This window comes from Zobellia galactanivorans, from assembly GCF_000973105.1.
In the GTDB taxonomy this organism is placed as follows: Bacteria; Bacteroidota; Bacteroidia; order Flavobacteriales; family Flavobacteriaceae; genus Zobellia; species Zobellia galactanivorans.
The window spans coordinates 5,489,638-5,514,469 of the sequence record NC_015844.1 but is presented as its reverse complement, the minus strand read 5'-3'; the positions used below and the strand labels follow the sequence as shown (position 1 = coordinate 5,514,469).

The 24,832-nt window shown below is 42.6% G+C and carries 28 protein-coding genes; 15 read left to right on the top strand and 13 right to left on the bottom strand.

Going from position 1 to position 24,832, the window contains the following annotated elements:
• Nucleotides 1-23 precede the first annotated feature (23 nt).
• Nucleotides 24-1,274 (bottom strand): hypothetical protein, encoded by a 1,251-nt coding sequence (locus ZOBGAL_RS22455; RefSeq protein WP_013996097.1) that lies wholly within the window; start codon nucleotides 1,272-1,274, stop codon nucleotides 24-26.
• 71 nt (nucleotides 1,275-1,345) lie between these two features.
• Here ZOBGAL_RS22455 and ZOBGAL_RS22450 point away from each other — a divergent pair, with 71 nt between their 5' ends.
• On the top strand, nucleotides 1,346-1,657 hold the full coding sequence (locus ZOBGAL_RS22450) for a hypothetical protein (RefSeq protein ID WP_013996096.1): 312 nt from the start codon (nucleotides 1,346-1,348) through the stop codon (nucleotides 1,655-1,657).
• Here ZOBGAL_RS22450 and ZOBGAL_RS22445 read toward each other — a convergent pair.
• The 3 genes from ZOBGAL_RS22445 to ZOBGAL_RS22435 are packed head-to-tail and all read right to left on the bottom strand — an operon-like array spanning nucleotide 1,649 to nucleotide 3,841.
• Nucleotides 1,649-2,101 carry a GNAT family N-acetyltransferase gene (locus ZOBGAL_RS22445; RefSeq protein WP_013996095.1) on the bottom strand — a complete coding sequence of 151 codons (453 nt, stop codon included), beginning with the start codon at nucleotides 2,099-2,101 and terminating at the stop codon, nucleotides 1,649-1,651. The genes ZOBGAL_RS22450 and ZOBGAL_RS22445 overlap by 9 nt on opposite strands.
• Nucleotides 2,102-2,103: 2 nt before the next feature.
• Complete coding sequence (locus tag ZOBGAL_RS22440) at nucleotides 2,104-3,015, bottom strand: bifunctional metallophosphatase/5'-nucleotidase (RefSeq protein ID WP_013996094.1); 912 nt, start codon at nucleotides 3,013-3,015, stop codon at nucleotides 2,104-2,106.
• A gap of 58 nt (nucleotides 3,016-3,073) precedes the next feature.
• Nucleotides 3,074-3,841 carry a 5'-nucleotidase C-terminal domain-containing protein gene (locus tag ZOBGAL_RS22435; protein ID WP_013996093.1) on the bottom strand — a complete coding sequence of 256 codons (768 nt, stop codon included), beginning with the start codon at nucleotides 3,839-3,841 and terminating at the stop codon, nucleotides 3,074-3,076.
• 103 nt (nucleotides 3,842-3,944) lie between these two features.
• Here ZOBGAL_RS22435 and ZOBGAL_RS22430 point away from each other — a divergent pair, with 103 nt between their 5' ends.
• The 13 genes from ZOBGAL_RS22430 (at nucleotide 3,945) to ZOBGAL_RS22370 (ending at nucleotide 16,487) form a co-directional block, all read left to right on the top strand.
• Nucleotides 3,945-4,478, top strand: coding sequence for a DUF6913 domain-containing protein (locus ZOBGAL_RS22430; protein WP_013996092.1), 534 nt, complete (start codon nucleotides 3,945-3,947; stop codon nucleotides 4,476-4,478).
• Nucleotides 4,478-5,362 carry a 4-hydroxy-tetrahydrodipicolinate synthase gene (gene dapA / locus ZOBGAL_RS22425; RefSeq protein ID WP_013996091.1) on the top strand — a complete coding sequence of 295 codons (885 nt, stop codon included), beginning with the start codon at nucleotides 4,478-4,480 and terminating at the stop codon, nucleotides 5,360-5,362. The genes ZOBGAL_RS22430 and dapA overlap by 1 nt, the downstream gene beginning before the upstream one ends.
• 119 nt (nucleotides 5,363-5,481) lie before the next feature.
• Complete coding sequence (locus tag ZOBGAL_RS22420; RefSeq protein WP_231854782.1) at nucleotides 5,482-6,306, top strand: outer membrane protein assembly factor BamD; 825 nt, start codon at nucleotides 5,482-5,484, stop codon at nucleotides 6,304-6,306.
• 12 nt (nucleotides 6,307-6,318) lie between these two features.
• The gene (locus tag ZOBGAL_RS22415) at nucleotides 6,319-6,651 is read left to right on the top strand and encodes a DNA-directed RNA polymerase subunit omega (RefSeq protein WP_013996089.1); all 333 of its coding nucleotides are present in this window, start codon (nucleotides 6,319-6,321) and stop codon (nucleotides 6,649-6,651) included.
• A 3-nt stretch (nucleotides 6,652-6,654) separates the two neighbouring features.
• Nucleotides 6,655-7,860 carry a bifunctional phosphopantothenoylcysteine decarboxylase/phosphopantothenate--cysteine ligase CoaBC gene (gene coaBC, locus ZOBGAL_RS22410; RefSeq protein WP_013996088.1) on the top strand — a complete coding sequence of 402 codons (1,206 nt, stop codon included), beginning with the start codon at nucleotides 6,655-6,657 and terminating at the stop codon, nucleotides 7,858-7,860.
• Entirely contained in the window at nucleotides 7,853-8,740 is an 888-nt protein-coding gene (porD, locus tag ZOBGAL_RS22405; protein WP_013996087.1) for a type IX secretion system protein PorD, read from the top strand. Before coaBC ends, porD begins: the two co-directional genes overlap by 8 nt.
• Nucleotides 8,741-8,795: 55 nt before the next feature.
• On the top strand, nucleotides 8,796-10,448 hold the full coding sequence (gene recN / locus ZOBGAL_RS22400; RefSeq protein WP_013996086.1) for a DNA repair protein RecN: 1,653 nt from the start codon (nucleotides 8,796-8,798) through the stop codon (nucleotides 10,446-10,448).
• Nucleotides 10,449-10,604: 156 nt separating this feature from the next.
• On the top strand, nucleotides 10,605-11,417 hold the full coding sequence (locus ZOBGAL_RS22395; protein ID WP_013996085.1) for an enoyl-ACP reductase FabI: 813 nt from the start codon (nucleotides 10,605-10,607) through the stop codon (nucleotides 11,415-11,417).
• Between the two features lie 126 nt (nucleotides 11,418-11,543).
• Nucleotides 11,544-12,545 carry a glycosyltransferase gene (locus tag ZOBGAL_RS22390; RefSeq protein ID WP_013996084.1) on the top strand — a complete coding sequence of 334 codons (1,002 nt, stop codon included), beginning with the start codon at nucleotides 11,544-11,546 and terminating at the stop codon, nucleotides 12,543-12,545.
• 66 nt (nucleotides 12,546-12,611) lie between these two features.
• Nucleotides 12,612-13,514, top strand: a complete 903-nt coding sequence (locus tag ZOBGAL_RS22385) for a CdaR family protein (RefSeq protein ID WP_158499764.1) — start codon at nucleotides 12,612-12,614, stop codon at nucleotides 13,512-13,514.
• Nucleotides 13,511-14,101 carry a dephospho-CoA kinase gene (gene coaE / locus ZOBGAL_RS22380; RefSeq protein WP_013996082.1) on the top strand — a complete coding sequence of 197 codons (591 nt, stop codon included), beginning with the start codon at nucleotides 13,511-13,513 and terminating at the stop codon, nucleotides 14,099-14,101. Before ZOBGAL_RS22385 ends, coaE begins: the two co-directional genes overlap by 4 nt.
• Nucleotides 14,102-14,184: 83 nt before the next feature.
• Nucleotides 14,185-15,765: a sensor histidine kinase gene (locus tag ZOBGAL_RS22375; RefSeq protein ID WP_013996081.1), complete on the top strand. Its 1,581-nt coding sequence runs from the start codon at nucleotides 14,185-14,187 to the stop codon at nucleotides 15,763-15,765.
• Between the two features lie 11 nt (nucleotides 15,766-15,776).
• A complete protein-coding gene (locus ZOBGAL_RS22370; protein ID WP_013996080.1) occupies nucleotides 15,777-16,487 on the top strand; it encodes a response regulator transcription factor in 711 nt (236 codons plus the stop codon).
• A gap of 40 nt (nucleotides 16,488-16,527) precedes the next feature.
• On the opposite strand, the gene ZOBGAL_RS22365 is transcribed toward ZOBGAL_RS22370, so the two are convergent.
• From ZOBGAL_RS22365 to ZOBGAL_RS22335, 7 genes are read right to left on the bottom strand one after another with little or no spacing between them, the layout of a single operon-like run.
• Nucleotides 16,528-17,040, bottom strand: a complete 513-nt coding sequence (locus ZOBGAL_RS22365) for a gluconokinase (protein ID WP_013996079.1) — start codon at nucleotides 17,038-17,040, stop codon at nucleotides 16,528-16,530.
• Nucleotides 17,030-17,962, bottom strand: coding sequence for a tRNA (adenosine(37)-N6)-dimethylallyltransferase MiaA (gene miaA / locus ZOBGAL_RS22360; RefSeq protein ID WP_013996078.1), 933 nt, complete (start codon nucleotides 17,960-17,962; stop codon nucleotides 17,030-17,032). Before miaA ends, ZOBGAL_RS22365 begins: the two co-directional genes overlap by 11 nt.
• Nucleotides 17,962-18,810: an ion transporter gene (locus ZOBGAL_RS22355; RefSeq protein WP_013996077.1), complete on the bottom strand. Its 849-nt coding sequence runs from the start codon at nucleotides 18,808-18,810 to the stop codon at nucleotides 17,962-17,964. The genes miaA and ZOBGAL_RS22355 overlap by 1 nt, the downstream gene beginning before the upstream one ends.
• 2 nt (nucleotides 18,811-18,812) lie before the next feature.
• Nucleotides 18,813-20,183, bottom strand: coding sequence for an exonuclease domain-containing protein (locus ZOBGAL_RS22350; RefSeq protein WP_013996076.1), 1,371 nt, complete (start codon nucleotides 20,181-20,183; stop codon nucleotides 18,813-18,815).
• 53 nt (nucleotides 20,184-20,236) lie between these two features.
• Complete coding sequence (locus ZOBGAL_RS22345) at nucleotides 20,237-20,890, bottom strand: YggS family pyridoxal phosphate-dependent enzyme (protein ID WP_013996075.1); 654 nt, start codon at nucleotides 20,888-20,890, stop codon at nucleotides 20,237-20,239.
• Nucleotides 20,891-20,941: 51 nt separating this feature from the next.
• Nucleotides 20,942-21,832, bottom strand: coding sequence for a 3-hydroxyacyl-CoA dehydrogenase family protein (locus ZOBGAL_RS22340; protein WP_013996074.1), 891 nt, complete (start codon nucleotides 21,830-21,832; stop codon nucleotides 20,942-20,944).
• Nucleotides 21,833-21,851: 19 nt separating this feature from the next.
• Complete coding sequence (locus ZOBGAL_RS22335) at nucleotides 21,852-22,811, bottom strand: Gfo/Idh/MocA family protein (RefSeq protein WP_013996073.1); 960 nt, start codon at nucleotides 22,809-22,811, stop codon at nucleotides 21,852-21,854.
• Between the two features lie 162 nt (nucleotides 22,812-22,973).
• On the opposite strand from ZOBGAL_RS22335, the gene ZOBGAL_RS22330 reads away from it, so the two are divergent.
• Complete coding sequence (locus ZOBGAL_RS22330; RefSeq protein WP_046288153.1) at nucleotides 22,974-23,615, top strand: protein-L-isoaspartate(D-aspartate) O-methyltransferase; 642 nt, start codon at nucleotides 22,974-22,976, stop codon at nucleotides 23,613-23,615.
• 12 nt (nucleotides 23,616-23,627) lie between these two features.
• On the opposite strand, the gene smpB is transcribed toward ZOBGAL_RS22330, so the two are convergent.
• Both smpB and ZOBGAL_RS22320 read right to left on the bottom strand, forming a co-directional pair.
• On the bottom strand, nucleotides 23,628-24,092 hold the full coding sequence (gene smpB / locus ZOBGAL_RS22325) for an SsrA-binding protein SmpB (RefSeq protein WP_013996071.1): 465 nt from the start codon (nucleotides 24,090-24,092) through the stop codon (nucleotides 23,628-23,630).
• A gap of 113 nt (nucleotides 24,093-24,205) precedes the next feature.
• Complete coding sequence (locus ZOBGAL_RS22320; protein ID WP_013996070.1) at nucleotides 24,206-24,763, bottom strand: SixA phosphatase family protein; 558 nt, start codon at nucleotides 24,761-24,763, stop codon at nucleotides 24,206-24,208.
• Between the last annotated feature and the right edge of the window lie 69 nt (nucleotides 24,764-24,832).

The window sequence follows — 24,832 nt, the reverse complement described above, 5'->3', positions numbered from 1 at the left end:
TTTTTCTCGCTCTTCCGTATTCCTTAGGAAACAGTAGTGTGTTCCTTTGTGCCTAATGTTCGATAGCTGCAGAAATGAAGCGTTAGAAGTAAAACCGTACCGAATATGTATTCCGCAAAATAAGTGTTGCTTCCCAGTCCCAAGTACGGGTAGTAGATAAAACAAAACGCAAAGTTGGCGGCCGTAAGGCATGTGAATAGGAGGAGTGTTCGCCAATTTTTTAAAAAGCCGATATAACCGTTTTTTGTGAACAGGGGGCTGATGTCCTTGCCGAAAAGTTGCATGAACATGGGCCAAATGAAGAGGAGGGGTAAGGCAAATAGGCGTGATTCCCTTGCAAATGCCGTCAAAAAAACAATAGGCGTATTGAAGGCTAGGGTCAAAAGAAAGGCGGAAACAAATTTGTTCTCCCAGTGAAGCCTATCCTGTCTGTGTAGATAGAAATAGGTGAAATAAAGAAACGGCCCTAGGGTAATCAAAATAGATACGACCGATTCTACACTGTTTTGTACACTCTCTATATTTTCGAGAAAACACGAATACCGGCTCGCCATTTCAATGTGGGTGGCGTGGAGCAGACTTTGTTGGTGTATGAAAATAACAATATAACAACCGTAGAGAAAAACGGGAAGCAATAGGTATAGGCCTTTTTTTTTGAATCGTTCGATTAAGGTTTGGGGCGGGTTATTTTCCGTTCCCGGGAAGAACAACACCAATGCGGGCCATAGCAAAATACTGGTTTCTCGGGCGACAAGGGCTAAGGTGAACAGGCTTACGAATGCGAACCACCTACGGCCGACAAAAGCCATAATGGCCGTTAAAAGGAAGCAGTACTGCAAAGGTTCGTCGTAAGTGAATACAGGGGGGAAAAAGGCGAACAAGACCGAAAACGATGCAAAAAACACCAACATATTTATTATCCCCTGCTTTTTTGTGGCCTTAAGAATAAGGGAGAGCCTATAGGTCAAGGCGCCACTAAGGCCTAGTAATAAAAAATTGACCAAAATAAATGCGTGACCGGCCTTGAACTTGAATACGGACTGTGCGGTTTCAATTAGCAAAGTAGTCAAAGGTCGTCGGGCAAAAGGCGCGATTTCTTTGTGGTAATTGATCTGTGAACGTAAGAAAACGTGTGAGATGCGGGTGTTGTTCTCGTTGAGCATGCTGTCCACACTAGGTAGCATATGAATGCCAAAAATGACTACCGTACAGAGTAGTGCCAACACGTAGGGCATTGGTCTCCAGAGAACTAAGCTTCGTAATAGTTGAACCATTAAAGCGCTGGTTAATTTCAATCGAAAATAGGTATTTTTGTATAGGAATGAACAAATGATATCAAAAATTGATGGCGACACCTAAGAGTTACGAAGAATTTAAAAAAACATGGGGCGGTTCTAACCCGCCGTCCGATTTGTCGGAAGCATTGAAAGCTATGTGGTTTGCCGCGAACGACAACTGGGAGGCTTCCCATGATATTGCCCAGGAAATGTACAATGAAACGGGAAGTTGGATTCATGCCTACTTGCATAGGGTAGAAGGCGATAAATTCAATGCCGGGTATTGGTATCGCAAAGCGGGAAGGTCTTATCCCCAAAGTTCTTTGGAGCAGGAACATCAAGAAATAACCGAGTATTTGTTGGGGCGCTGGTTAAACTAGGTCCTTTTTAAAACAGACGCTGTTTTCCATACCTTCGTACTGACCGTAATTGGGTGTGGTTTTGTAATTGTTCTTGGTGTAAAGGGAGATGGCTTCCGGTTGGCGTTTGCCCGTTTCCAGAATACAGCTTTTGTACCCCAGTTCAGTAGCCCATTTTTCCAATTCCTTTAGAAGTAATGTGGCAACACCCTGACCCCGTGTTTTGGGCGAAACGTACATTCGTTTGACTTCCACCGAATCCGTATCGAATTCCTTAATGGCTCCACAACCCACGGCAGCATTGTCTGAATAGGCTATAACGACTTGGTTTAGGTGCTCTATGCCATTGTATTGATGGTAAAAGTCATGTTCGTCGCCATCCGTATGGCTCAAATAAGCATCCAATTGGGCGACTAGGCTTGTAAAGTGTTCGTTTTTGTGGGTGGTACGTTCTATTTTTAGCATGGTTAAACGGTAATGGATACACCCGAGGCCTTGTTGTTTTCCTTGCCCTCAAAATAAAAATCGATCCTGCCTAGGTTAATGCCAAAACAGCCGACTTGGTTGACCAGTACATTTCTTCCCGATTTGTTCTGTACGACGCTAGGCTTGTCCAAAAAGGTGTGGGTGTGGCCGCCAATGATTAAATCGGTATGTTCAAGTGCTTTTGCCAGGGCAAGGTCGTGCGGCTTTTGCTTGTTTTTGTATTCGTAGCCCAAATGTGATAGGCAGACGATAAGGTCACAGTTTTCTTCGTCCTTTAAGGTGTGTTCCGTGTCTTGGGCGATTTCAAAGGGGTTGAGATATTGGGTTTCTTTGTACAGAGATTTGTTGACCAGTCCCTTCAGTTCTATCCCTAGTCCGTACACCCCGATTTTTATTCCGTCGACCGTATAGATTTTGTAAGGTTTGACGTAACCGTCCATTATGGTGTTTTTAAAATCGTAATTCGCGTTCACCATTTCAAAATCGGCATTTGGCATTTGGGCCAATAAACCTTCGATGCTGTTATCGAAGTCGTGGTTTCCAATGGTGGCGGCATCGTATTTGAGCATACTCATAAGTTTGAACTCCAATTCCCCGCCATAAAAATTGAAATAGGGAGTACCCTGAAAAATATCGCCAGCATCGAAAAGTAAGGTGTTCGGATTTTCCTTTCTGATACTTTCGACCAAGGTAGCCCGTCTTGCCAATCCCCCTAGATTGGGGAATTCAGAATGATCGGAAGGAAAAGGGTCTATATGGCTGTGAACGTCGTTCGTGTGTAAAATGGTAATGTGTTTTTTTACATTGCCAAGGCAAGAGCTTAAAGAAAGACCGCCTAGGCCTGCGAGTGCACTTGAGGCCGTGGTGTTTTTAATGAATTTTCGTCTGTTCATAAGACTATTTTTTCAAAGGCAATATCCGATGGTACTGCGTATGTTTTTTTTTGTTCTGTTACTTGCTTAGTTTGATAAACCTGTCGTCGACCACCGGTTTAAGGGTGTCTACTTTTTTAAAGTAGTCGATCATGGCGTTGCGGATCAGGTAATCAGTGTTCGTAATATTTAAGGCTTCCTTAAAAAAGAACATGCTGTCTCCTCCGTTCACTAAATAATTAGAGGTGGCGACATAGTAGGTTTTGTTCTCGTCCAAAGGCTTTCCTTGTATGCTGATGGAATGTATTTCGTTCTGCGGGTCGAGGGTCAGTTGAAGTCCTGATATCGGATGGGCGCGACCTGAGTCCCTTAAGTACGAGGCCATTTTTAAGAGGGAAGCGCCCTTGAGTTCGGCTACCACAATGGCGTTTTCAAAAGGCATGACCTCATAAGCGGTTCGGGAAGAGACATTTCCTTTGGAAATCAGGGAACGAATGCCTCCATGGTTCAATAATACAAAATCGATATGGTGTCCCGTTCGCGATTTAAATATAGGGTCGGCTTCCCATAATACAATGTCGGCCATAAGGTTTCCTGCCGTGGTATTCAGTGCCCCGTCCGTTTTAGAGATGGGGTAAGGGGCGTAGGCAAGGGTGCTGTCAAGAACTTGGTCAACCCTTTCGCGATAGGGCTTTACAAAAGACTCGATAGATGCCTTGGAGGTCAGGGAACTGTCTATGACAAGCTGTTTTCCTTCAATACTTTTAAGTGTGGGTTGTTGTTCGCCACAAGAGTAGAAAATCGCGAATGTTGCAAATACAACAAAATGTTTTATTTTTAAAACCATATTTCGTTTTATCTTAGCGCCATATTATGCGTGGAGATTCTTTACATTTGTAGAACCCATTCCAGATTTTGCATACCAGAATGGTTACAAAATGTAAAAGTACATGTTTAAGGGAATAAAAGATAAGTTCAAATACAAATCGGGCGTTAAATTTTTAAAACAGGAGCTGGCCAAAGACCCGCCTATAATCGAAAGAAGTAGAGGTATTACTTCGGTAGGGTGTATCGTGGACCTAGACAGCTTTGATGATGCGAACCAGTTTTATGGTTTCGTTGAAGATTATAATTTACGGCCGAATGCGGTAAAGATTATTGGTTATAAAAGTTATTACGACAAGAATTCGCCATATTCAACCCCAGTGTTTTCCGATAAGGATCTTGGGTGGGGCGGGGCCATAGAAAACAGTTATGCCCTTGAATTTTTAAGTAGGGAGTACGATTTGCTCGTAAACTATTATACCAGTGATAATTTATTGCTACAGTTGATGAGCGTAAAAACAAGGGCCCGATTTCGTGTAGGTTTTAAAGATGTGGATCTCATGTACAATGATTTGATAATGGATTCGCCATTGAAAGATTTTAAGACGTTTAAATCGGAGCTTAAAAAATACCTTGGCGTATTAAACGAAATTGAATAATGAAGCAATTGATTGGTACAGGTGTGGCGTTGATCACTCCGTTCAAAACAGATTTTTCGGTAGACGTAGATGCGTTACATCGTATCGTGAACTATTGTGTGGACGGTGGCGTTGACTATTTGGTAGTATTGGGTACTACCGGTGAATCGGTTACACTGACCAAAGAAGAAAAGCAGTTGGTAATCGATACCGTAACCATTGCCAACGCAGGCAGATTGCCCTTGGTGGTCGGTGTCGGGGGAAATAATACGGTTGCCGTAATCGAAGATTTACAGAAACTCGACCTTACCAATTTCGATGCCGTACTTTCGGTATCGCCTTATTATAATAGGCCTACCCAAGAAGGTATATATCAACACTTCAAGGCAATCGCCCAAGTGTCTCCTAAGCCTATTATCCTTTATAATGTACCGGGTAGGACGGGTAGTAATATGCTGCCGGAAACCGTTGCGCGCTTGGCCGATGTAGAAAACATTGTTGCGATCAAGGAGGCATCTGGAAATATGGTGCAGGTGCAAGAAATGATTCAAGCCTGTCCTAAGGATTTTCATGTAATATCGGGAGATGACTTTACCGCATTGGCGACAGTCTTGGCTGGAGGATCGGGCGTTATCTCGGTTTTGGGCCAAGGACTTCCTAGGGAGTTTTCGAACATGATCCGCTCCGGATTGAACCGAAACGTTGATGAGGCCTACAGGCAACATTACGAACTTCAAGAAGGGATGGGATTGATTTTTAAGGAGGGAAATCCGGCCGGTATCAAAGCTATTTTTGAAGTGTTGGGGCTGTCTGGTGCCAGTGTTCGCTTACCTTTGATAGAGGCTTCCGATAGTCTTAAAAAGAACATCGCCAACTTTGTAAAACCTTTTAAAGTTTTTGCCTAGCGGTGTTAAATCTTCCCCAAAAGCATTGGTGCAAGGGTTTCAGAATGCTATTTTAGCTACTTTATTTTTTGTTTTTTATATCCATCGGGAATCCGTAATTTTGCAAAATGCTTTTTAAAATGAGGTTATTAGCCCCTATCTTATTACTTGCCTTGGTATTTCAATCCTGTAGCGAATACCAAAAGGTTCTTAAAAATGAAGAAGTAAAGCCCAAATATGATCTGGCTCAGAAGTTCTATGAGCAAGGTGATATGAAAAGGGCCAATCGTCTTTTTGAACAAATCGCACCTAAGTATGTGGGGAAGCCACAGGGGGAGCGGGTCATGTTCTTCTTGGCGGATACCTATTTTCAGAGAAAGGATTACAACATGGCGGGCTATCAGTTCGAACGGTTTGTTAAGTCCTATCCTAAAAGTGATAAGGTGGCCGAAGCTTCCTTTTTAGGGGCAAAGAGTTATTTTATGCTTTCACCAAGCTATTCCTTGGATCAAACGGATACCGATAAGGCCTTGGCCAAATTGCAGCTTTTTATTAACACCTATCCCGATTCGGAATATTTTGCGGAAGCCAATGCCATGGCCAAGGAGCTGACCACGAAAAAGGAGCATAAGGCCTATGAAATAGCCAAGCAGTTCAATAAACTAGGGCAGTTCGATTACTCGTTCCTGACCCCTGCGGTAGCGGCCTTCGATAATTTTATCTCCGATTTTCCGGGGTCTATTTATAGGGAGGATGCCTTGTTTTACCGATTTGAATCGGCTTCGCGGTTTGCCTTAAATAGCTTTAGAAGATTACAGGAAGAACGATTACGGGATGCCGTAGCGGACTACAATGCCTTGAAGAAGCATTTTCCTGATACAAAATACGGCGAAGAGGCCGATAAGATACTTGAAAAAGTAAATTCAGAATTAAAGGGTTTTTCCCAAGAGAAAGAAGCAAAATAAATTAGTTTGACTATGAATATGAACGATCTTAAAAATTCGAAAGCTCCCGTTTCTACGGTAACGATCAATAAAAATGAGTTTGATAAGCCGACGGGTAATATCTATGAGGCAATTTCGATCACAGCAAAGAGGGCGGTACAGATCAATTCCGAAATCAAAAAGGAACTTCTAGAGAAATTGGAAGAGTTCGCTACCTATAGCGATAGTTTGGAAGAGGTTTTTGAGAATAAAGAACAGATAGAAGTTTCTAAATTCTACGAAAAACTACCAAAACCACATGCCTTGGCCGTTGAAGAGTGGTTGAACGACAAAATATATCACAGAAATACGGAGAAAGACCAGTAGTATATGCTAGGCGGAAAGAACATCCTTTTAGGCATTACCGGAGGGATTGCCGCTTATAAAACTACCTTTCTTGTACGTTTACTGATTAAAGCTGGCGCCGATGTCAAAGTTATTTTGACGGAGAGCGCCAGCTCTTTTGTTTCCCCACTTACCCTGGCAACGCTTTCTAAAAATCCGGTACTTTCCTCTTTTGTTCACAAAGATGAAGGGGAGACCGATTGGAACAACCATGTGGAACTCGGGCTGTGGGCAGACTTGATGTTAGTGGCGCCCGCTACGGCAAATACATTGTCGAAAATGGCCTCGGGTACGTGCGATAATTTGCTGTTGGCCTCGTACTTGTCGGCTAAATGTCCGGTATTTTTTGCCCCGGCAATGGATTTGGATATGTACAGGCATCCGTCTACAAAAATCGCTTTTGAAAAATTACGGTCTTTCGGTAATATTATGATTCCCGCAACTTCGGGCGAATTGGCAAGCGGTCTTCATGGTGAAGGACGTATGGCCGAACCTGAAGATATTGTAGGCTTCATTAAGGCCTATCTGCAAAAAGGGCTTCCGCTTAGCGGAAAAAAGGTCCTGATTACTGCCGGACCCACCTATGAAGCCATTGACCCCGTCCGTTTTATCGGAAATCATGCTTCTGGGCAAATGGGTTATGAGTTGGCAAAGGTGGCTGCAAATTTAGGGGCACACGTTACTTTGGTCTCTGGGCCTTCCCATCTTGCCGTTTCGCACGACCTTGTCGATTTAAAAAAAGTAAGCTCTGCGGAAGAAATGTACAATGAGGTGCACTTGCATTACAAAGAAATGGATATTGCCATTTGCGCTGCTGCGGTAGCCGATTATAGGCCTAAAACGGTGGCTAATCAAAAAATAAAGAAAAAAGAAACTGAATTTTCGATTGAATTGGTGAAGACCAAAGACATCTTGCTCTCATTGGGTGACCAGAAGGAAAAACAGTTTTTGGTTGGTTTTGCTTTAGAGACAGAAAATGAACTGGATAATGCGATAGGCAAGCTTAAAAAGAAAAATTTAGACGCCATTGTTCTTAACTCATTGAACGATAAGGGTGCCGGTTTTGGAAAACCTACGAACAAAATCACTTTCATAGATAAGAATTCTGAAATTAAGCCGTTTGAACTAAAGACAAAGGCAGAGGTGGCCAAAGACATTTTTGACGAAATCTTGAAAAGATACCATGCGTAATTTCTTATTTATACTTGCTTGTTCATTTGTAATAATGTCGGTTTCGGCACAAGAGATGAACTGTGTGGTGACCATAAACGCGGATCAGGTCTCTCAAACCAACCAGCAGGTCTTTAAAACGCTTGAGCGCTCGTTGAACGACTTTGTGAACAAGAACAAGTGGACGAACCGAAAGTATAAGGAAAATGAGCGTGTAAGCGCCCAAATGTTCATTACGATCAATAAGTATGAGTCGAATCGCTTTGAAGGCAATATTCAGATTCAGTCGTCCCGGCCTGTTTTTAATACTTCTTATGAAACTCCTGTTTTTAATTATAAGGACAATCAATTAAATTTTGAATACATCGAATTTCAGCCTTTGGTGTTCAATGAAAATGTATTCGAATCTAATTTGGTAGGTGTGGTTTCCTATTACATCTACATTATTTTAGGCTTGGATGCCGATACCTTTTCTTTGGAAGGCGGTACAGAGTATTTTAGAAAGGCGCAGCAGATAACCACCCAGGCGCAAGGCAGTAGCTATGCAGGTTGGGATCAAAGCAGTGACCGTAGCCGTTTTGAGTTGGTAGATAACCTTTTGTCCAATACCTATCGCGAATATCGTATCGCCATGTATAATTATCACCGTAAAGGACTTGATATTCTAGGGGATAACAATAGTACGGGGAAACAGGTGATTGCCGGTACCATGAAGCTTTTTGAGACCATGATCAAACGCAGGCCGAACGCCTTTTTGATACAGACCTTCTTTGACGCCAAGTCAGATGAGATCCAAAACATCTTTTCAGATGGTCCTAAAGTCGATATCGTTCAGTTGAAAGAGACTTTGAACAGAATTGCCCCTCTATATTCCAGTACTTGGAACGATATTAAATACTAGTTCTTTCGGTACGAAATTATCATTTATCTTTACGGCACAAATCGAATAAAAAACTGTGCTAGTACACCTTTCTATAAAAAATTACGCTTTAATAGATGACCTGAACGTGGCCTTTACCAAAGGGTTCACTTGTATCACTGGTGAAACCGGTGCCGGTAAGTCTATTTTGTTGGGTGGTTTGTCCTTGGTATTGGGCAAGCGCGCCGATTTATCCTCTTTGAGGAATAAGGAAAAAAAATGTATTATCGAGGCCGAATTTCAAATCGATAAGTATAATTTGAAGTCCTTTTTTCAGGAGAATGATCTAGATTACGAGGAACGGACCATTATCCGAAGGGAAATCCAGCCTAGTGGGAAATCACGGGCCTTTATCAACGATTCTCCCGTTACTTTGGATGTTCTTACGCGATTGGGAAGCAATCTGATAGATGTGCATTCGCAACACCAGACCTTGCAGTTGACCGAAAACGATTTTCAGTTGAAAGTTATAGATGCCCTTGCGGGAAACAAAGACTTGCTCGCCGATTATGGAGGGAAGCTCCGTTTGTTCAAAGCGACCTCAAAGGAACTTTCTGAATTGATCGAATTTCAAAAAGAAGCGAATAAAGAGCATGATTACAATAGTTTTCTCTTGCAGGAACTTCAGGCTGCTCCTTTGAAGCTGGGACTCCAGGAAGAATTGGAAGAGCAGTATGAGCAATTGAACAACGTAGAGAACATTCTTGAGCTTATTGCTTCGGGCCATCAGCTGCTCAATGACGAACAAGTGGGTATCGTTAGTTTGCTTACCGAACTCAAACAGCTGATGAATCGCCTTTCGGGCTATGGTAGTCAATATGCCGACCTGAACCAACGGGTGCAATCGGTTTTTATAGAGGTCGATGATATAGCCTCCGAACTTCAGACCTATCAAGAAGATACCGAGGCCAATCCGCAATTGCTCGAAGAAACGAACTCCAAGCTGCAACAGCTATACGATTTACAGAAAAAACATGGGGTTCAAGAGGTTTCCGAATTATTGGAAATAAGGGAGGGGCTTTCAGAGAAGGTCAGTGTTACCGAAAATCTCGAGGCGGACATAGAAAAGAAGGAAAAAGAGCTTGCGGCCCATAAAACGGCATTGCAAAAGGCGGCCGACGTACTGACGGCTAAACGGAAAAAGGTGATTCCGGAACTTAAAAAACAACTCGAAGATTCGCTCAAAGCCTTAGGTATGGCCAGCGCTACTTTTAAAATAGAACTTTTTAAGTCGAATGACTTTAAGGCGAATGGAGCGGACGGACTTACCTTTTTGTTCTCTGCGAACAAGGGGGGCGATTATGGGGAGCTGAAAAAAGTGGCCTCTGGGGGAGAGCTATCCCGTATCATGCTTACCATTAAGTCCATTTTGGCGAAATACGAAAACTTGCCCACCATTATGTTCGATGAGATCGATACCGGGGTTTCTGGTGAAATCTCAGGAAAAATGGGGGATATAATGCAAGAAATGAGTCGAAGCATGCAGGTGTTCTCCATTACACATTTGCCACAAGTGGCCTCTAAGGGCGATCACCATTTTAAGGTGTACAAGCAAGAAGAGGGGGCGGTTACCAAAACCAATATGAAGGAATTGGAGCAAGAAGAAAGGGTAGTGGAACTGGCGGAAATGTTAGGGGGCAAAGAGCTTTCCGATTCGGCCATGGCCCATGCAAGGCAACTTTTGAACTAGAATCGGATTTGGCCTATGTCTCTTAGGCTGTCTATTTCGATTCTTAGGTCGATTTTGTGCCTTTAAATGTTTTTTTCTTTACACGGCAACTATTTGTTGCCAACTTTTTAAATATCTTTGGGCCTTTAATAAGAACAACCAACAGAATCTAGCACAATGTCGTATAATTTACTAAAAGGTAAGAAAGGAATCATTTTTGGAGCTTTGGATGAAAATTCAATAGCGTGGAAAACTGCAGAGCGAATCCATGAAGAGGGAGGGACTTTTGTTCTGACCAATGCACCGGTAGCTATGCGTTTGGGACAGATCAAGGATTTGGCCGCAAAGACAGGTTCTGAGATCATTCCTGCCGATGCAACGAGTGAAGAGGACCTTGATAACCTGGTCGCCAAGTCAATGGAGATTCTAGGTGGGAAAATCGATTTTGTATTGCACGCTATCGGGATGTCCATCAATGTTAGAAAGGGCCGTTCTTATACCGATGAAAAATATGACTTTACCACCAAGGGATGGGATGTTTCGGCACTTTCGTTCCATAAGGTATTGCAAAGCTTGTACAAGGCCGACGCCATGAGGGAGTGGGGAAGCATCGTAGCCTTGACCTATATGGCGGCACAACGCGTTTTTCCGGATTATAACGATATGGCCGACAACAAGGCTTACTTAGAATCGGTGGCACGTAGTTTTGGTTATTTCTTCGGAAAGGAAAAAAATGTTCGTGTAAATACCATATCGCAATCGCCAACTCCTACAACGGCCGGTCAGGGCGTCAAAGGTTTTGACGGTTTTATCAGTTACGCTGAAAAAATGTCTCCCTTGGGTAATGCCACTGCTTTGGAATGTGCCGATTATACCGTAACCCTCTTTTCAGACCTAACCAGAAAAGTTACAATGCAAAATTTGTTTCACGATGGCGGTTTCTCGAATACGGGCGTAAGCCAAGAGGTTATCGAGCGTTTTACAGAGTAGAAACAACGATCCCGTCCCATAATATGATTGAATTCTGACGAGAATATTTGTTTTCGGCATATGTTTGGGCATTTTACATTATCGGTCAGGTAATGAAAAGGCCTTAGGAATCCCGTATAAAAGCTCATGGATTTATCTTTCTCGTTTATAGTTCCTGTTTATAATAGACCCGATGAAATAGCGGAGTTATTGGAAAGCCTGACGCATCAGACCTATTCCGATGATTTTGAGGTGCTGATCGTGGAAGATGGGTCGACCCTTTCTTCGGAAGAGGTGATAGGAAAGTATAGGGATAAGTTGTCCATTTCCTATTATAAGAAGCCCAATTCGGGGCCGGGGGATTCAAGAAACTACGGAATGGCCCGCGCCAAGGGCAATTATTTTCTTATCGTAGATTCTGATTGTATGATTCCGCCGCAGTACTTGGAAGCGGTGCATACGGCCCTGAAGAAGGACTTTGTACATTGTTTCGGAGGGCCCGATGCGGCCCATGAATCGTTCGGACTTTTGCAGAAGGCCATTAATTACGCTATGACCTCTGTACTTACTACCGGGGGAATCCGCGGAAACAAAAAGGCGCTGAACAAGTTTCAGCCGCGTAGTTTTAATATGGGAATTTCTAAAACCGCCTTTGAAACTGTGGGCGGATTCGGAAAGATTCACCCCGGTGAAGATCCTGATTTTACCTTTCGGGTATGGAACAAGGGCTTTGATACCCGATTGATTCCTGAAGCTTTTGTGTATCATAAGCGGCGTATCGACTGGAACAAGTTTTTCGTTCAAGTAAAAAAATTCGGAAGTGTTCGCCCTATTTTAAACCAATGGCATCCGAAGACCTCGAAAATGACCTATTGGTTTCCTACGTTTTTCTGCTTGGGTTTTTTGGCCTCACTCCTTTTATTTGCAATAGGGATTCATTTGCCCATCTATTTATATGTGGTCTATTTTTTGCTCATCTTTATAGATTCGCTCTTGAAAAACAGAAACTTAGCGGTAGCTTTGCTTTCCTTGGTCGCCGTGAGTATTCAATTTATGGGGTATGGTTATGGTTTTTTAAAATCAAGCATCTTCCTTAACTTTAGCAAAAAGGAACCAGAGATATTATTTCCACATTTATTCTTTAAGTAATTGTTAGACCTGATAACAGATAAGATAAAAAAGGCCCTCAAGAAGAGGAAGGTAAAGATGTTTTTAATGTTTTTATTCTTCTCTACTTTGATATGGCTTATCAATAACCTTTCCCGGAGCTATGTGAGTACGGCCAAGTTTAATTTGGAGTACGTGAACCTGCCGGAAGGCTATCTTTTTAAGGGTGCGACGGATAATGAATTAAAGGTGAGGCTCAAAGCGGGTGGTTTTCAGTTCTTGGGTTTTAATTTCAGGAGGAGTACCATAGCTATTGACCTTTCCGAGGCCCAGCGTAAAGATTCGATGTTCTATGTGCCCCAAGATGTATATAAAAAACAGGTAGAGAAGCAATTAAGTGGTTCTATGTCTTTGGTGGATATAGAGACCGATACCCTTTTTGTGGGAATGTTGGCCGTAATTTCAAAGAAGGTTCCCGTACATCCGAACGTGGAAATGAATTTGGCCCGTAATTACCTCTTGGACGGAAAAATAGAAACAAAACCAGATTCCATAACCCTTGTTGGGCCTTCCGATGAGATAGATAGTATAAGGGTCGTCCGTACCAAGAAATTGACCCTGCCCGATGTAAATTCAGATTTTTCCGAATCGGTGGAAATCTATAAATCCGAAAAACTCAAGAATACCGAGTACTCTGATGAGAAAGTAGAGCTTACGGCCCAAATTGCACGTTTCTCTGAAAAGGTCTTCGAGGTGCCGATTAAAATGGTGCATTTTCCCGATAATGTAGAGGTAAAGACGTTTCCCGATAAGGTCTCGGTTTTGTGCAAGGCCAAATTGGAGCGCTTGAAGAAACTTGAGGCTGGTGATTTTGAGGTGATTGCCGACTATCGCCAACTCGAAGAAGGCGAAGGCCATGGGCTAAAACTACAATTGCGAAAAAAGCCCAGTGGATTGCACAGTGTAAAACTACAAAAGGACACGGTTGAATATATATTGAACAAGAAATGAGAATTGTAGGTTTGACAGGCGGTATCGGCAGTGGTAAGACTACGGTCGCCAAAATGTTTGAAGAATTGGGGGTGCCGGTCTATAATTCAGATACCCGGGCCAAAGAGCTAATGCAAAGCTCCCAAGACTTGGTGTTGGCCATAAAGGAACTTCTGGGTGAAGAAGCTTATCGGGAGGATGGGGTGTTGGACAGGGGCTTTGTATCACGCCAAGTTTTTGACAACAAAGCCTTGTTGAACGAGCTGAACGCAATTGTCCATCCCGCGGTTCGAAAAGATTTCATACATTGGGCCGATGAACAAACTGCAGATTACGTCATTCAAGAAGCGGCCATCATATTTGAAATCGGAACCCAAGATTTCTATGATTGCATTATTCTAGTGGTCGCCCCCAAGGAAACAAGAATAGAAAGGGTTGTGCAACGAGATGCGGGCACTACCGTAAAAAGTGTAGAGGCCCGAATGAAAAACCAATGGGAAGACGATAGAAAAATAGAAGCTTCCGACTACGTCATCGAAAACACAAACCTCGAGCAAACCAAGGTTCAAGTATTGGATATTCATCGCGATTTGCTCAATAAAATCTAGGCCTCACGCAGTTTTAACATTTTTGTTAAGGTTTGGTTAAACGTACTATCTGTGAGTTGTTAAATCTTTAATTTTACTTTTAAATGAATAAGAGGCTATTTATTCTTTTGGTGGCGCTGATGAGTCTCTCCCTGATTGGAATTATTTCCGTTCAGTTCTTGTGGATAAAACAGTCTGTCGAAGATAAGGAGGAACAATTCTCCAATACCGTTTCAGAAGTGCTGAACACGGTATCCGATAAAATTGCGGAAAGGGAAACCAAAGATTATTTTGAGCGTTATCTCAACATCAAGGATAGTGTTGGCGAGCCCAAAAGTTCTCATTTGAGAAATATATTTTTTATTGATAGGGATATAAACTCCAACGAGATTCGGTTTTATTCCCATGGTATTTTAGAGGAGAATTACAATATAGCATCTACGTTCTTTGATAATGGTAATGCAAGTGATACGGCCACGATTAAGGGGTTTACCAGTAAACGTACCCAAACGATCTTTAAAGAGGATTTTGGGCTTGATGGTAAGGGGTATAAGCTGAATGCAAAACAGAAACTAGAAAAAATCGGAGGGCTTTCATCAATAGAAAAAGCCCAGTTTGAAGACGTTTTTAGCGAATATGCCAAAAAGGTACCGATTCATAAAAGGGTTTCCAAACAGGAAATTCAACTGTTGCTTGATCGAGAACTTAAAAATAGAAACCTTGATCTCGATTATGAGTATGGGGTGTATAGTAGAGGGCTTCCTACAAAGGTAAAGTCGCGAAAGTTCAAGTTCGCAAAGGATATGCTCTATGAAACACCTATTTTTAAGGATAGTGAGGGAGCTAGTAATTTCTCCTTGTTGATAGCTTTTCCGAAGAAAAAGAAATTCTTGATACAGTCCATAATAAAAATGGCGCTCTTATCGTTACTTTTTACTTTGGTAATCGTAATCGCATATTCGGGGGCTATTTACCAATTGATACGTCAAAAGCAGATATCCGAAATAAAATCGGATTTTATCAATAATATGACGCATGAGTTTAAAACACCCATTGCAACGATAAACTTGGCCGTAGAGGCTATTCGAAACCCTAAGATAATCGGGAATCCGGAAAAGGTGGATCGCTATCTGACCATGATCCGTGAAGAGAATAAACGAATGCATGCCCAAGTGGAAAATGTATTGCGTATCTCAAAATTGGAAAAGAACCAATTGGATATCAGTAAGGATAGGGTAGACGTTCACGACATAATACAAGATGCTATCGCCCATGTCGAGCTTATAGTGGCCGACCGTGGGGGGTATATCGAAACCCATCTAGACGCCACCCGTACAGAGGTTTTGGCCAGTGAAATGCATTTTACCAATGTTATTGTCAATATTCTTGACAATGCGATTAAATATTCGACAGAGGCACCTCGAATAGATATATATACCGAGGTGGCCAAGAATTTTATTGTGATAAAAGTAAAAGATCAAGGTGCCGGAATGAGCAAGGCAGTGGTCAAAAAGGTGTTTGAAAAATTTTACCGCGAACACACGGGAGATTTACATAATGTCAAGGGGCACGGCCTCGGTTTGGCATATGTTAAAAAGATCGTTGACGATCATCAAGGGGAAGTCTATGCGGAAAGTGAAAAAGGAAAGGGAAGTACATTTTATATAAAATTGCCTTTAATCTAACTCAACAAGTTATGGAAACAGTAAATAAGAAAATACTCTTAGTGGAGGATGATCCCAATTTCGGAATTGTGCTGAAGGACTATTTATCAATGAACGATTTTGATGTCACTTTGGCCAAAAATGGCATGGAGGGGTTTGAGAAGTTTAAAAAGGATAATTATGACATTTGTATTTTGGATGTGATGATGCCTTATAAGGATGGTTTTACCTTGGCCAAGGAGATTCGTGAAAAGAACGAAAATGTTCCTATCGTTTTTCTTACCGCTAAGACCATGAAGGAAGATGTTCTTAAAGGATATAAAGCCGGGGCCGATGATTATCTGAACAAGCCGTTCGATTCGGAAGTTCTTTTGATGAAAATTAGGGCCATACTTCAAAGAAAGGCTTCTAATACCTTGGCTGACAGTAAGAAGTTCGAATTTACCATTGGTAATTTCCATTTGAACTCAAAACTGCGTTTTTTGAAATACAAGGATGAGGAAGCGATTAAACTTTCTCCGAAAGAAAATGAATTGCTTCGTCTTTTGGCCTTGCATGAAAATGATCTTATGCCCCGTGAATTGGCACTCACCAAAATATGGAGAGATGACAATTACTTTACTTCAAGAAGTATGGACGTGTATATCGCCAAGCTTAGAAAATACCTTAAACGAGACGATACCGTTGAAATTTTGAACATTCACGGTGAAGGCTTCCGATTGGTAGTCAAAGAAGGTGAATAAAATAGAAATACAATAATAGATACGAAAAGCCCTGCTATGACTATAGCGGGGCTTTTTTATTCTTCAGCTGGGCAATGACCTGGTCAGTGATTTCATCGGGTGTGAGCATTATAGACACTGTAATCGCGTCATCGGGAACCTCTAAGGTGTCGAATTGCGACTGTAGGAGTGCAGGAGGCATAAAATGGTTTTGGCGCTGCCTGAGCCGTGCCATGATTTCGTCAAAAGAGCCTTTCAGGTAAACGAAATGAAGTTTCTTTTCCAGGCCCTTCTGTAGAATGGAACGGTATTTTGTTTTGAGGGCCGAACAGGCAATGATGGCACCTTTCTCACTGTTCTCAAGGGCCAATAGATTGAGCCGTTCTAACCAGCCTTGACGGTCATCGTCGTCTAAGGGAATACCTTCGGCCATTTTCTTTACGTTTTCCTTGGGGTGAAAATCGTCCCCATCAAAGAAATTGATATGGAGTTTCTCTGCCAATAGTAGGCCTATGGTGCTTTTGCCCGAGCCTGAAACGCCCATAACGAATATGATCGGATTTCTATCGTTCATCTAGTTTGTTTTTTAAGGTCGCTATAGCATCTTTGAACGCAGAGTCATGTGCCACCCATAGGGTTTCTTCGTTTCGCTTGAACCAAGTAAGTTGGCGTTTGGCAAACCTGCGTGTATTTTTTTTAATTTCATCGAGGGCAAAGTTTAGGTCCTCGGCCGTAGCCTTCCCTTCGCCTTCCTTTTCAAAATAGGTAAAAAGTTCGCGATAGCCTACGGTCTGCAAGGCGTTAAGGTGCCGATGCTCCATAAGTTCCCTGGCTTCGTCGATAAGGCCATCGGCAACCATAAGGTCGACACGCTTGTTGATGCGTTCGTAAATCAGTTTTCGGTCGGCCTCGATTCCGATGGTTAGGGTTTCGAACGGGCGTTTTTTCTTGCTCTGGGAAAGGAAGGAAGAGTAGGGCGTTTCCGTTCCGATACAAATTTCCAAAGCCCGAATGAGCCGATGCGGATTGTTAAGGTCTACCTTTTCGTAATAATTTTGATCTCTTTTTTGTAGTTCGGCCTGTAGGGATTCGATACCTTTTTCACTCAATTCTTGATTCAGCTGCTCGCGTATTTTCGGGTCGACTTTTGGAAAGTCGTCGAGCCCTTCGGTTACGGCCTTGGTGTATAGCCCGCTTCCACCGACCATCACGACAATATCATGGGTTTTAAACAGTTTGTCGAGCAACTGCAGTGCATCGCGTTCAAAATCACCTACCGAATAGGAATCGAAAATACTGATATGTTGAATAAAGTGATGTTGGGCTCCGGCCAGTTCTTCGGTAGTAGGGACGGCCGTACCGATTTTCATTTCCTTAAAAAATTGTCTGGAATCGGCGGATATTATCTCGGTCTTAAAATATTGGGCGAGGGCAATGGCAAGTTTGGTCTTGCCAATTGCGGTTGGGCCGACAACGGATAAAAGTATCTTTTTCATTAGAGCTCGCTTCCACAATTATAACAATGACTGGCATCGTCCCTATGCCCTTCTTTGGCGCAGTTTCTGCAGGCTTGGGTATTGACGTGCACAAAATTGTTCTCTCCACTAGGTTGCTGACTTTTCGACCTTTTTCCAAATTCAACGGTTACAATTCCCGTAGGAACGGCAATCACGCCGTAACCGACGAGCATGATCAGGGTAGCTATAAACTGGCCCTGGGGCGTTATAGGGGCAATGTCGCCATAACCTACGGTGGTCAAGGTAACGATAGTCCAATAAATACTGGTAGGGATACTGGTAAAACCGGCCTCGTCACCTTCTATAAGGTACATGACCGTGCCTAGAATGACCGATAAAATGAGTACGGCAAAAAGGAAAACCGTGATTTTGGCCCTGCTGGCCTTTAAGGCATTTTTAAGTTGGGAGGCTTCACCAAGGAAGCGTACCAGTTTCAAGATTCTAAAAACCCTTAAAAGGCGCAAAGACCTGATGGCCAGAAGTACCTGCGAACCGGCAAAAATATAGGAAAGGTATAAGGGTATGGTCGATAATAGGTCGATAATACCGTAAAAGCTAAAAATATACTGCTTGGGTTGTTTTATACTGACGATACGGGCAATGTACTCGATGGTGAAGAGTACGGTAACGATCCATTCGAGTATAAAGAGTATTTTATGGTATTCGGCATCTATCCATTTAACACTTTCGAGCATGACCAAAAGCACGCTGATGATGATGAGTATAAACAATAAAATGTCGAACCCTTTTCCCAAAGGGGTGTCGGCTTCATAAATAATTTCATGAACCTTGTTTTTCCAGCCTTTATCGGGTTTTTGTTCTTTCAACTTTATTTATCGCTTAGTTCTATGATTTTCAATCCGCGTTTTTTGCGAATGTAGTTTTCAATGATATGTGCCGTGTTCTCATTCCCTTGCATAGGGACTATGATTGATTCTAAGATATGAATATTATTGATTTGGTGATTAAGGTCATAGTAGCCAAAACCTTTAAAATCACCATTTTTAATCAATACCGCACTGTATTCGCCAATCTCCCTGCCTTTATCTATGATCACCACATTTTTGTGGTCTAGCGAGTATTTCTGTACGGCATCGTTTACCCTTTGGTTGTATGTTTCTACCGCTTCTTTTTTGATGCAGGCTCCCAAACATTCGCCGGTATCGTAGTTCGAGCAATTCTTTTGGGCCTCGGAAATACCGTTTAGCTTATCGCATAGTTGATAATCTCGCGTAAGCTTATATATAAAATTGGCGGCACCCGCATGACTGTTGAATGTTGTGAACGCACCGTTTCTTTCGGTGGTTTTTTTAATTTTTAAGGTGAGGTAACCGGCCTCGTCCTTTTCGACATAGACACCATGGCTGAAAATTATAGGTTTGAGGCGTTGGTTGTATTTGGGACGGTTGCGTTTAAGTTCTTCGTTTTCTTTGAGCATGGCGACCAATTCATTTCCCGTTTTTTCGAACGACACTTTTTTTGTCGCCTTTTGCAGCTGTCGCGAACGACCGCCACTTTTGGTAAAGTGTTGATTGACCCTTTTTTTCATGTTCGAGCTTTTCCCCAAGTACAAAATTTCCCCGTCTTTATCGTGCATATAATACACTCCCGTTTCCGAAGGCAGGGCATCGACGATGTCTAATTGTCTATCGGAAAGTTCGCCCTCCGTTTCTTTGCGGATGACACTCTTTAAAATGGTTTTGTCAAGATCTTTCGAGAGTAGCACCTTAAAGAGTTTCAGGGTGGCAAGGGCATCGCCATTGGCCCTGTGGCGATCGCTAACGGCTATTCCAAGTGATCTTACCAGTTTGCCCAGGCTATGCGATTCGGCTTCGGGGATGAGCCTTTTTGACAGTTCTACCGTACAGAGTGTTTTACGCTCAAAGTTGTAGCCTAGTCTTCTAAATTCCGTTCGTAGTATTCTGTAGTCGAACTGGGCGTTATGTGCCACCAAAACGGTGTCTTCCGTTATTTCAACAATACGTTTGGCCACCTCATGGAACTTAGGGGCGGTCTGCAACATTTTGTTGTTTATGCCCGTGAGTTTTACCACAAAGGGCTGAATGTCCTTTTCGGGGTTTACCAAGCTGATAAACTTATCTACCACCTTATGTCCGTCAAATTTGTGAATGGCAATTTCGGTGATGCCTTCTTCATTGTATTTTCCTCCAGTGGTCTCAATATCTAAAATGGTATACATCTATGCGTTTTTGTACGGTGGCTTTGGCCTTATGTGGGTTGAAAATTGAAAAATCAGTAATTTCTCTTACCAAAGATACTACTTCCGATGCGTACCATGGTACTCCCTTCTTCAATGGCAATTTTGTAATCGCCGCTCATGCCCATGGATAAGATTTTAATCTGTTCGTTTTCGGTCTGTATAGCGTCGAATATCGACTTCAAATGTTTGAATTCCCTTCTTATTTGGGTTTCGTCATCGGTGAAGGTGGCCATACCCATTAAGCCTACAACGTTTACGTGCTTCAATTGTTGGTATTCGTCCGACTTTAATAAGGTATTTAGTTCTTCTTCGTTAAGTCCGAATTTGGTATCCTCTTCGGCAATATGGATCTGTAAAAGGCAATCGATACTTCGATTTAACTGTTCGGCCCTTTTGTTGATTTCGACCAGTAGCCTAAAGCTGTCGACCCCGTGTACCAAATCAACGAATTCGGCCATGTATTTGACCTTGTTGCGTTGCAAGTGTCCGATCATGTGCCATTTAATGTCCTTGGGCAGGCGCTCCCACTTGCCGACCATTTCCTGCACCTTGTTTTCGCCAAAAATGCGCTGTCCGGCCTCATAGGCTTCCAAGAGGTCCTCATCGGGTTTTGTCTTGGAAACGGCAACGAGGGTTACGTGGTCGGGTAGTGTACTCTTAATTGTTAAAAGTTGATCTTTTATCATCTGTTCGTTGATACTTTGCTGATTTTTATAAGATGCCCGGTACAGGTGTCTTTATCGTAAAAACTGATCGGAAACCTTTTCGGCCTTCCGCGATTCACTATAATCATAGAAGCCTTCGCCTGATTTCACACCCAGTTTTTTGGCCATCACCATATTCACCAAAAGGGGGCAGGGGGCGTACTTTGGGTTTTTAAAACCATCGTACATCACGTTTAAAATCGATAGACATACGTCGAGACCTATGAAGTCGGCCAATTGGAGCGGCCCCATAGGATGGGCCATACCGAGTTTCATGACCGTGTCTATTTCCGCAACGCCTGCAACACCGTTGTAGAGCGTTTCTATAGCCTCGTTAATCATGGGCATTAAAATTCTATTGGCCACAAAACCGGGGTAGTCGTTGACTTCGGTCGGGGTCTTGCCCAGTTGGGTCGACAAGGTCATGATCTGTTCCGTGGTTTTATCTGAGGTGTTGTAGCCTCTAATTATTTCGACCAATTGCATAATGGGCACCGGGTTCATAAAGTGCATACCGATTACCTTGTCGGGCCTGCCGGTAGCAGCCGCGATTTGGGTTATCGATATAGAGGAAGTGTTCGTTGCCAAAATGGTGTCATCGGAACAAAGGGTGTCTAGCTCCTTAAAGATGCTGAGTTTTATGTCTAAATGTTCCGAAGCGGCCTCTATTACTACGTCTACTTTGGTTACCCCTTCTTTGATGGAGGTAAAAGTGGCGATGTTTTGTAGGGTAGACGCCTTGTCGTCTTGGGTTATTTTTTCCTTGGCCAACATGCGGTCCAAGTTCTTGGTAATGGTCTGTAGTCCTTTGTCAAGGGCGTCTTGGGAAATATCTATAAGGTTTACTTTGTGGCCTTTTTGGGCGAATACATGGGCAATCCCATTTCCCATGGTGCCGGCACCTATAACAGCTATCTTTTGCATGCGTATGGGTTTAAAGTAATTAAAAGGAAGCGATAATTTGCAGGGCTACTTTTAGTGCTTGTGTGCCTTGTCTGAGACTTACAACAGGGGTGCTGTCATTGACGATGGCATCGGCGAAACTTTCCAGTTCGTCCAATATCGCATTGTTCGTCCCTACTTCCGGGTTTTCAAAATAAATTTGTTTCTTTTCGCCTTCGGCATTTTGGAGCACCATATCAAAGTCGCCTACTTTTTCGGGAGCGTCTTTCATTTTAACGACCTCTACCTTTTTCTCTAGAAAATCTACCGAGATATAGGCATCTTTTTGAAAGAATCGGGATTTGCGCATATTCTTCAACGAAATTCTACTTGCCGTTAGATTGGCTACACATCCGTTTTCAAATTCTATTCGCGCATTGGCGATATCGGGAGACTTGCTGATTACCGAAACCCCACTGGCGTTGATCTGTTTTACTTCCGAATTGACCACACTGAGTATGGCGTCAATATCGTGGATCATAAGATCGAGAACTACGGGTACGTCGGTGCCCCTTGGGTTGAACTCCGCCAAACGGTGGCTTTCAATGAACATAGGGGTGTTGATTTGATGTTTTACGGCCGAAAAAGCGGGGTTAAAACGCTCTACATGGCCTACTTGGCCTTTTATTTGGTGCTTTTTCTCCAGTTCGAGCAGCTCGGCCGCTTCTTCGTAGGTGTTGGTAATGGGTTTTTCGATAAAGATGTGTTTCCCTTTTTCAATAGCCTTTTTTGCACAATCAAAGTGGGATAAGGTAGGGGTTACGATATCCACAACATCTACGGCTTCTATAAGCTTGTTAATGTTGTCAAAGTAGGTGTAACCGAACTCGTCGGCCACCTTTTTTCCGTTTATGGCATCTGCGTCGTAAAAACCGACCAATTCATATTTCGTCGATTCGTTTAACAGACGTAAATGTATTTTTCCTAAATGACCTGCGCCTAATACGCCAACTCTAAGCATAAATTTCAATTTGTTCAAAAATAAGGATAGTTTCGGAGTTTTTTCGATTTGACCCGTGAAGATTGAGCTTTAATGTTTTAAAAAAAACAAGGACTGACATTTAGTCGGTAGACTTGTGAATTGAAGTTTTACAAGTTAACTTTACCTTCCAAAACCAGACCATTGAAAGATACTTTAAAACATAGGGGAATGCGCAACAAGCTGGCCGAAACATTGGTAGCTAAGGGCATTTCGAACAATAATGTGTTGAATGCCATACGTACCATTCCTAGGCATTTGTTTATGGACAGCAGTTTTGAAGGACATGCCTACCAAGACAAGGCTTTTCCCATTGCTGCCGATCAAACTATTTCGCAACCGTATACCGTGGCTTTTCAGTCGCAGTTACTTGAGGTAAAACCAGAACAGAAGATTCTTGAAATAGGAACCGGAAGCGGATATCAAACTGCAGTATTGTTGCTTTTAAAGGCAAGGGTGTACACTATCGAGCGTCAATTGGAGCTATTTAAGAAAACCAAGATTTTCTTTGGAAAAATGGGCTATCGCCCTAAAAAGATGATTTTCGGTGATGGTTATAAAGGCTTGCCCGATCAGGCGCCTTACGATGGGATTATCGTAACCGCCGGTGCCCCTGAAGTACCTAAAGCCCTTATGAGCCAGTTAAAAATCGGAGGTAGGTTGGTGATTCCCGTAGGAAGCGACGAACAGATTATGACCCTTTTTGTACGAAAGTCAGAAAAGGAATTTGAAAAGACGGAATACGGATCCTTCCGCTTTGTACCGTTGTTGGAAGACAAGAACTAGGGCAATAGGCCTTTAGTTGTTGAAGCTTTTCTTAATTCTTGAAAGGTTCCGTTGATTGTCTCGGTCTTTCAAGGTTTCACGCTTATCGTAAAGTTTTTTACCCTTGGCCAATGCAATTTTTAATTTGGCCAAACCCCTGTCGTTAATAAAGAGGTTGGTGGGCACAATGGTAAAACCCGAAGTGGTTACTTCCTTGCGTAGTTTTCTCAGCTCGCGCTTGCCCATCAATAATTTGCGTTCGGCTTTCGGCTTATGGTTAAAGTGCGAAGCATGGGAATATTCGTCAATTTGCATGTTGATGACAAAAAGTTCACCTCGCTCGTTAAACTCACAAAAACTCTGGGCGATCGAAGCCTTTCCTTCCCTGATGGATTTTATTTCCGTTCCGGCCAAAACAATTCCGGTTACATAGGTGTCTATGAACTCGTATTCAAACTTGGCCTTTTTGTTCTTTATGTTGATGTTCTTTTGAACCATGGCACAAAAATAGTGAAGTTCCCTAAAATAATGCCTAATTCATGGCCATAGAAACGAGATATATACGGATTTAAGCTTACAGCCGCCCCGATCATTGTCCGTTCTAAAAGTCCCTACCGCTCTTTTGGGCAGTTGCAATTGATGTGGAGCCGTTGGGAAGTTGCCTGTCCGTTAATGAGTTGCACGATAAAAAGACTGCCGTTGTCACTGTCGTCCATTTCGTAATAAAGGTCTTCCCCGATCATTTTGTTTACAAATTCCGGCGTTGTATTGCTGTGGCCGACCACTAAAACTTTTTTGCCGAGGTTATCGGTCTTGAATTGTTCTATGTCAACATTCTGTGGTTCGTAGTAGGTGACATCGAGTTCTTTTTTTACCGCAGTGGGCGCAGCCGTCATTGAGGTTCGCTCGTAGTCCGTGGTGTATATAACGTCTAAATCCACGTCGTCGAGAATTTCGGCCCAGTGCATGGCCCTGCCGAGGCCCCGCTGGTTGAGTTCGGGATCTACATTTTCTGGGTCGGAACGGTCTTTTTCGGCATGCCGTATAAAATAAAATGTAGACACCACGTCTTTGGTGTTGTTTTCTTGCGTAACTTTTTGCTCGTCTTTACAACTGGTAAAGATTAAAGGTATACATAGAATTATGTATAATGATTTGATCCATTGCATAGTTGGTAATCTATTTTGGTTGAAAACTCTTGCATTATTGTTAACTAAATTAATGCAAAAAAAGTATGT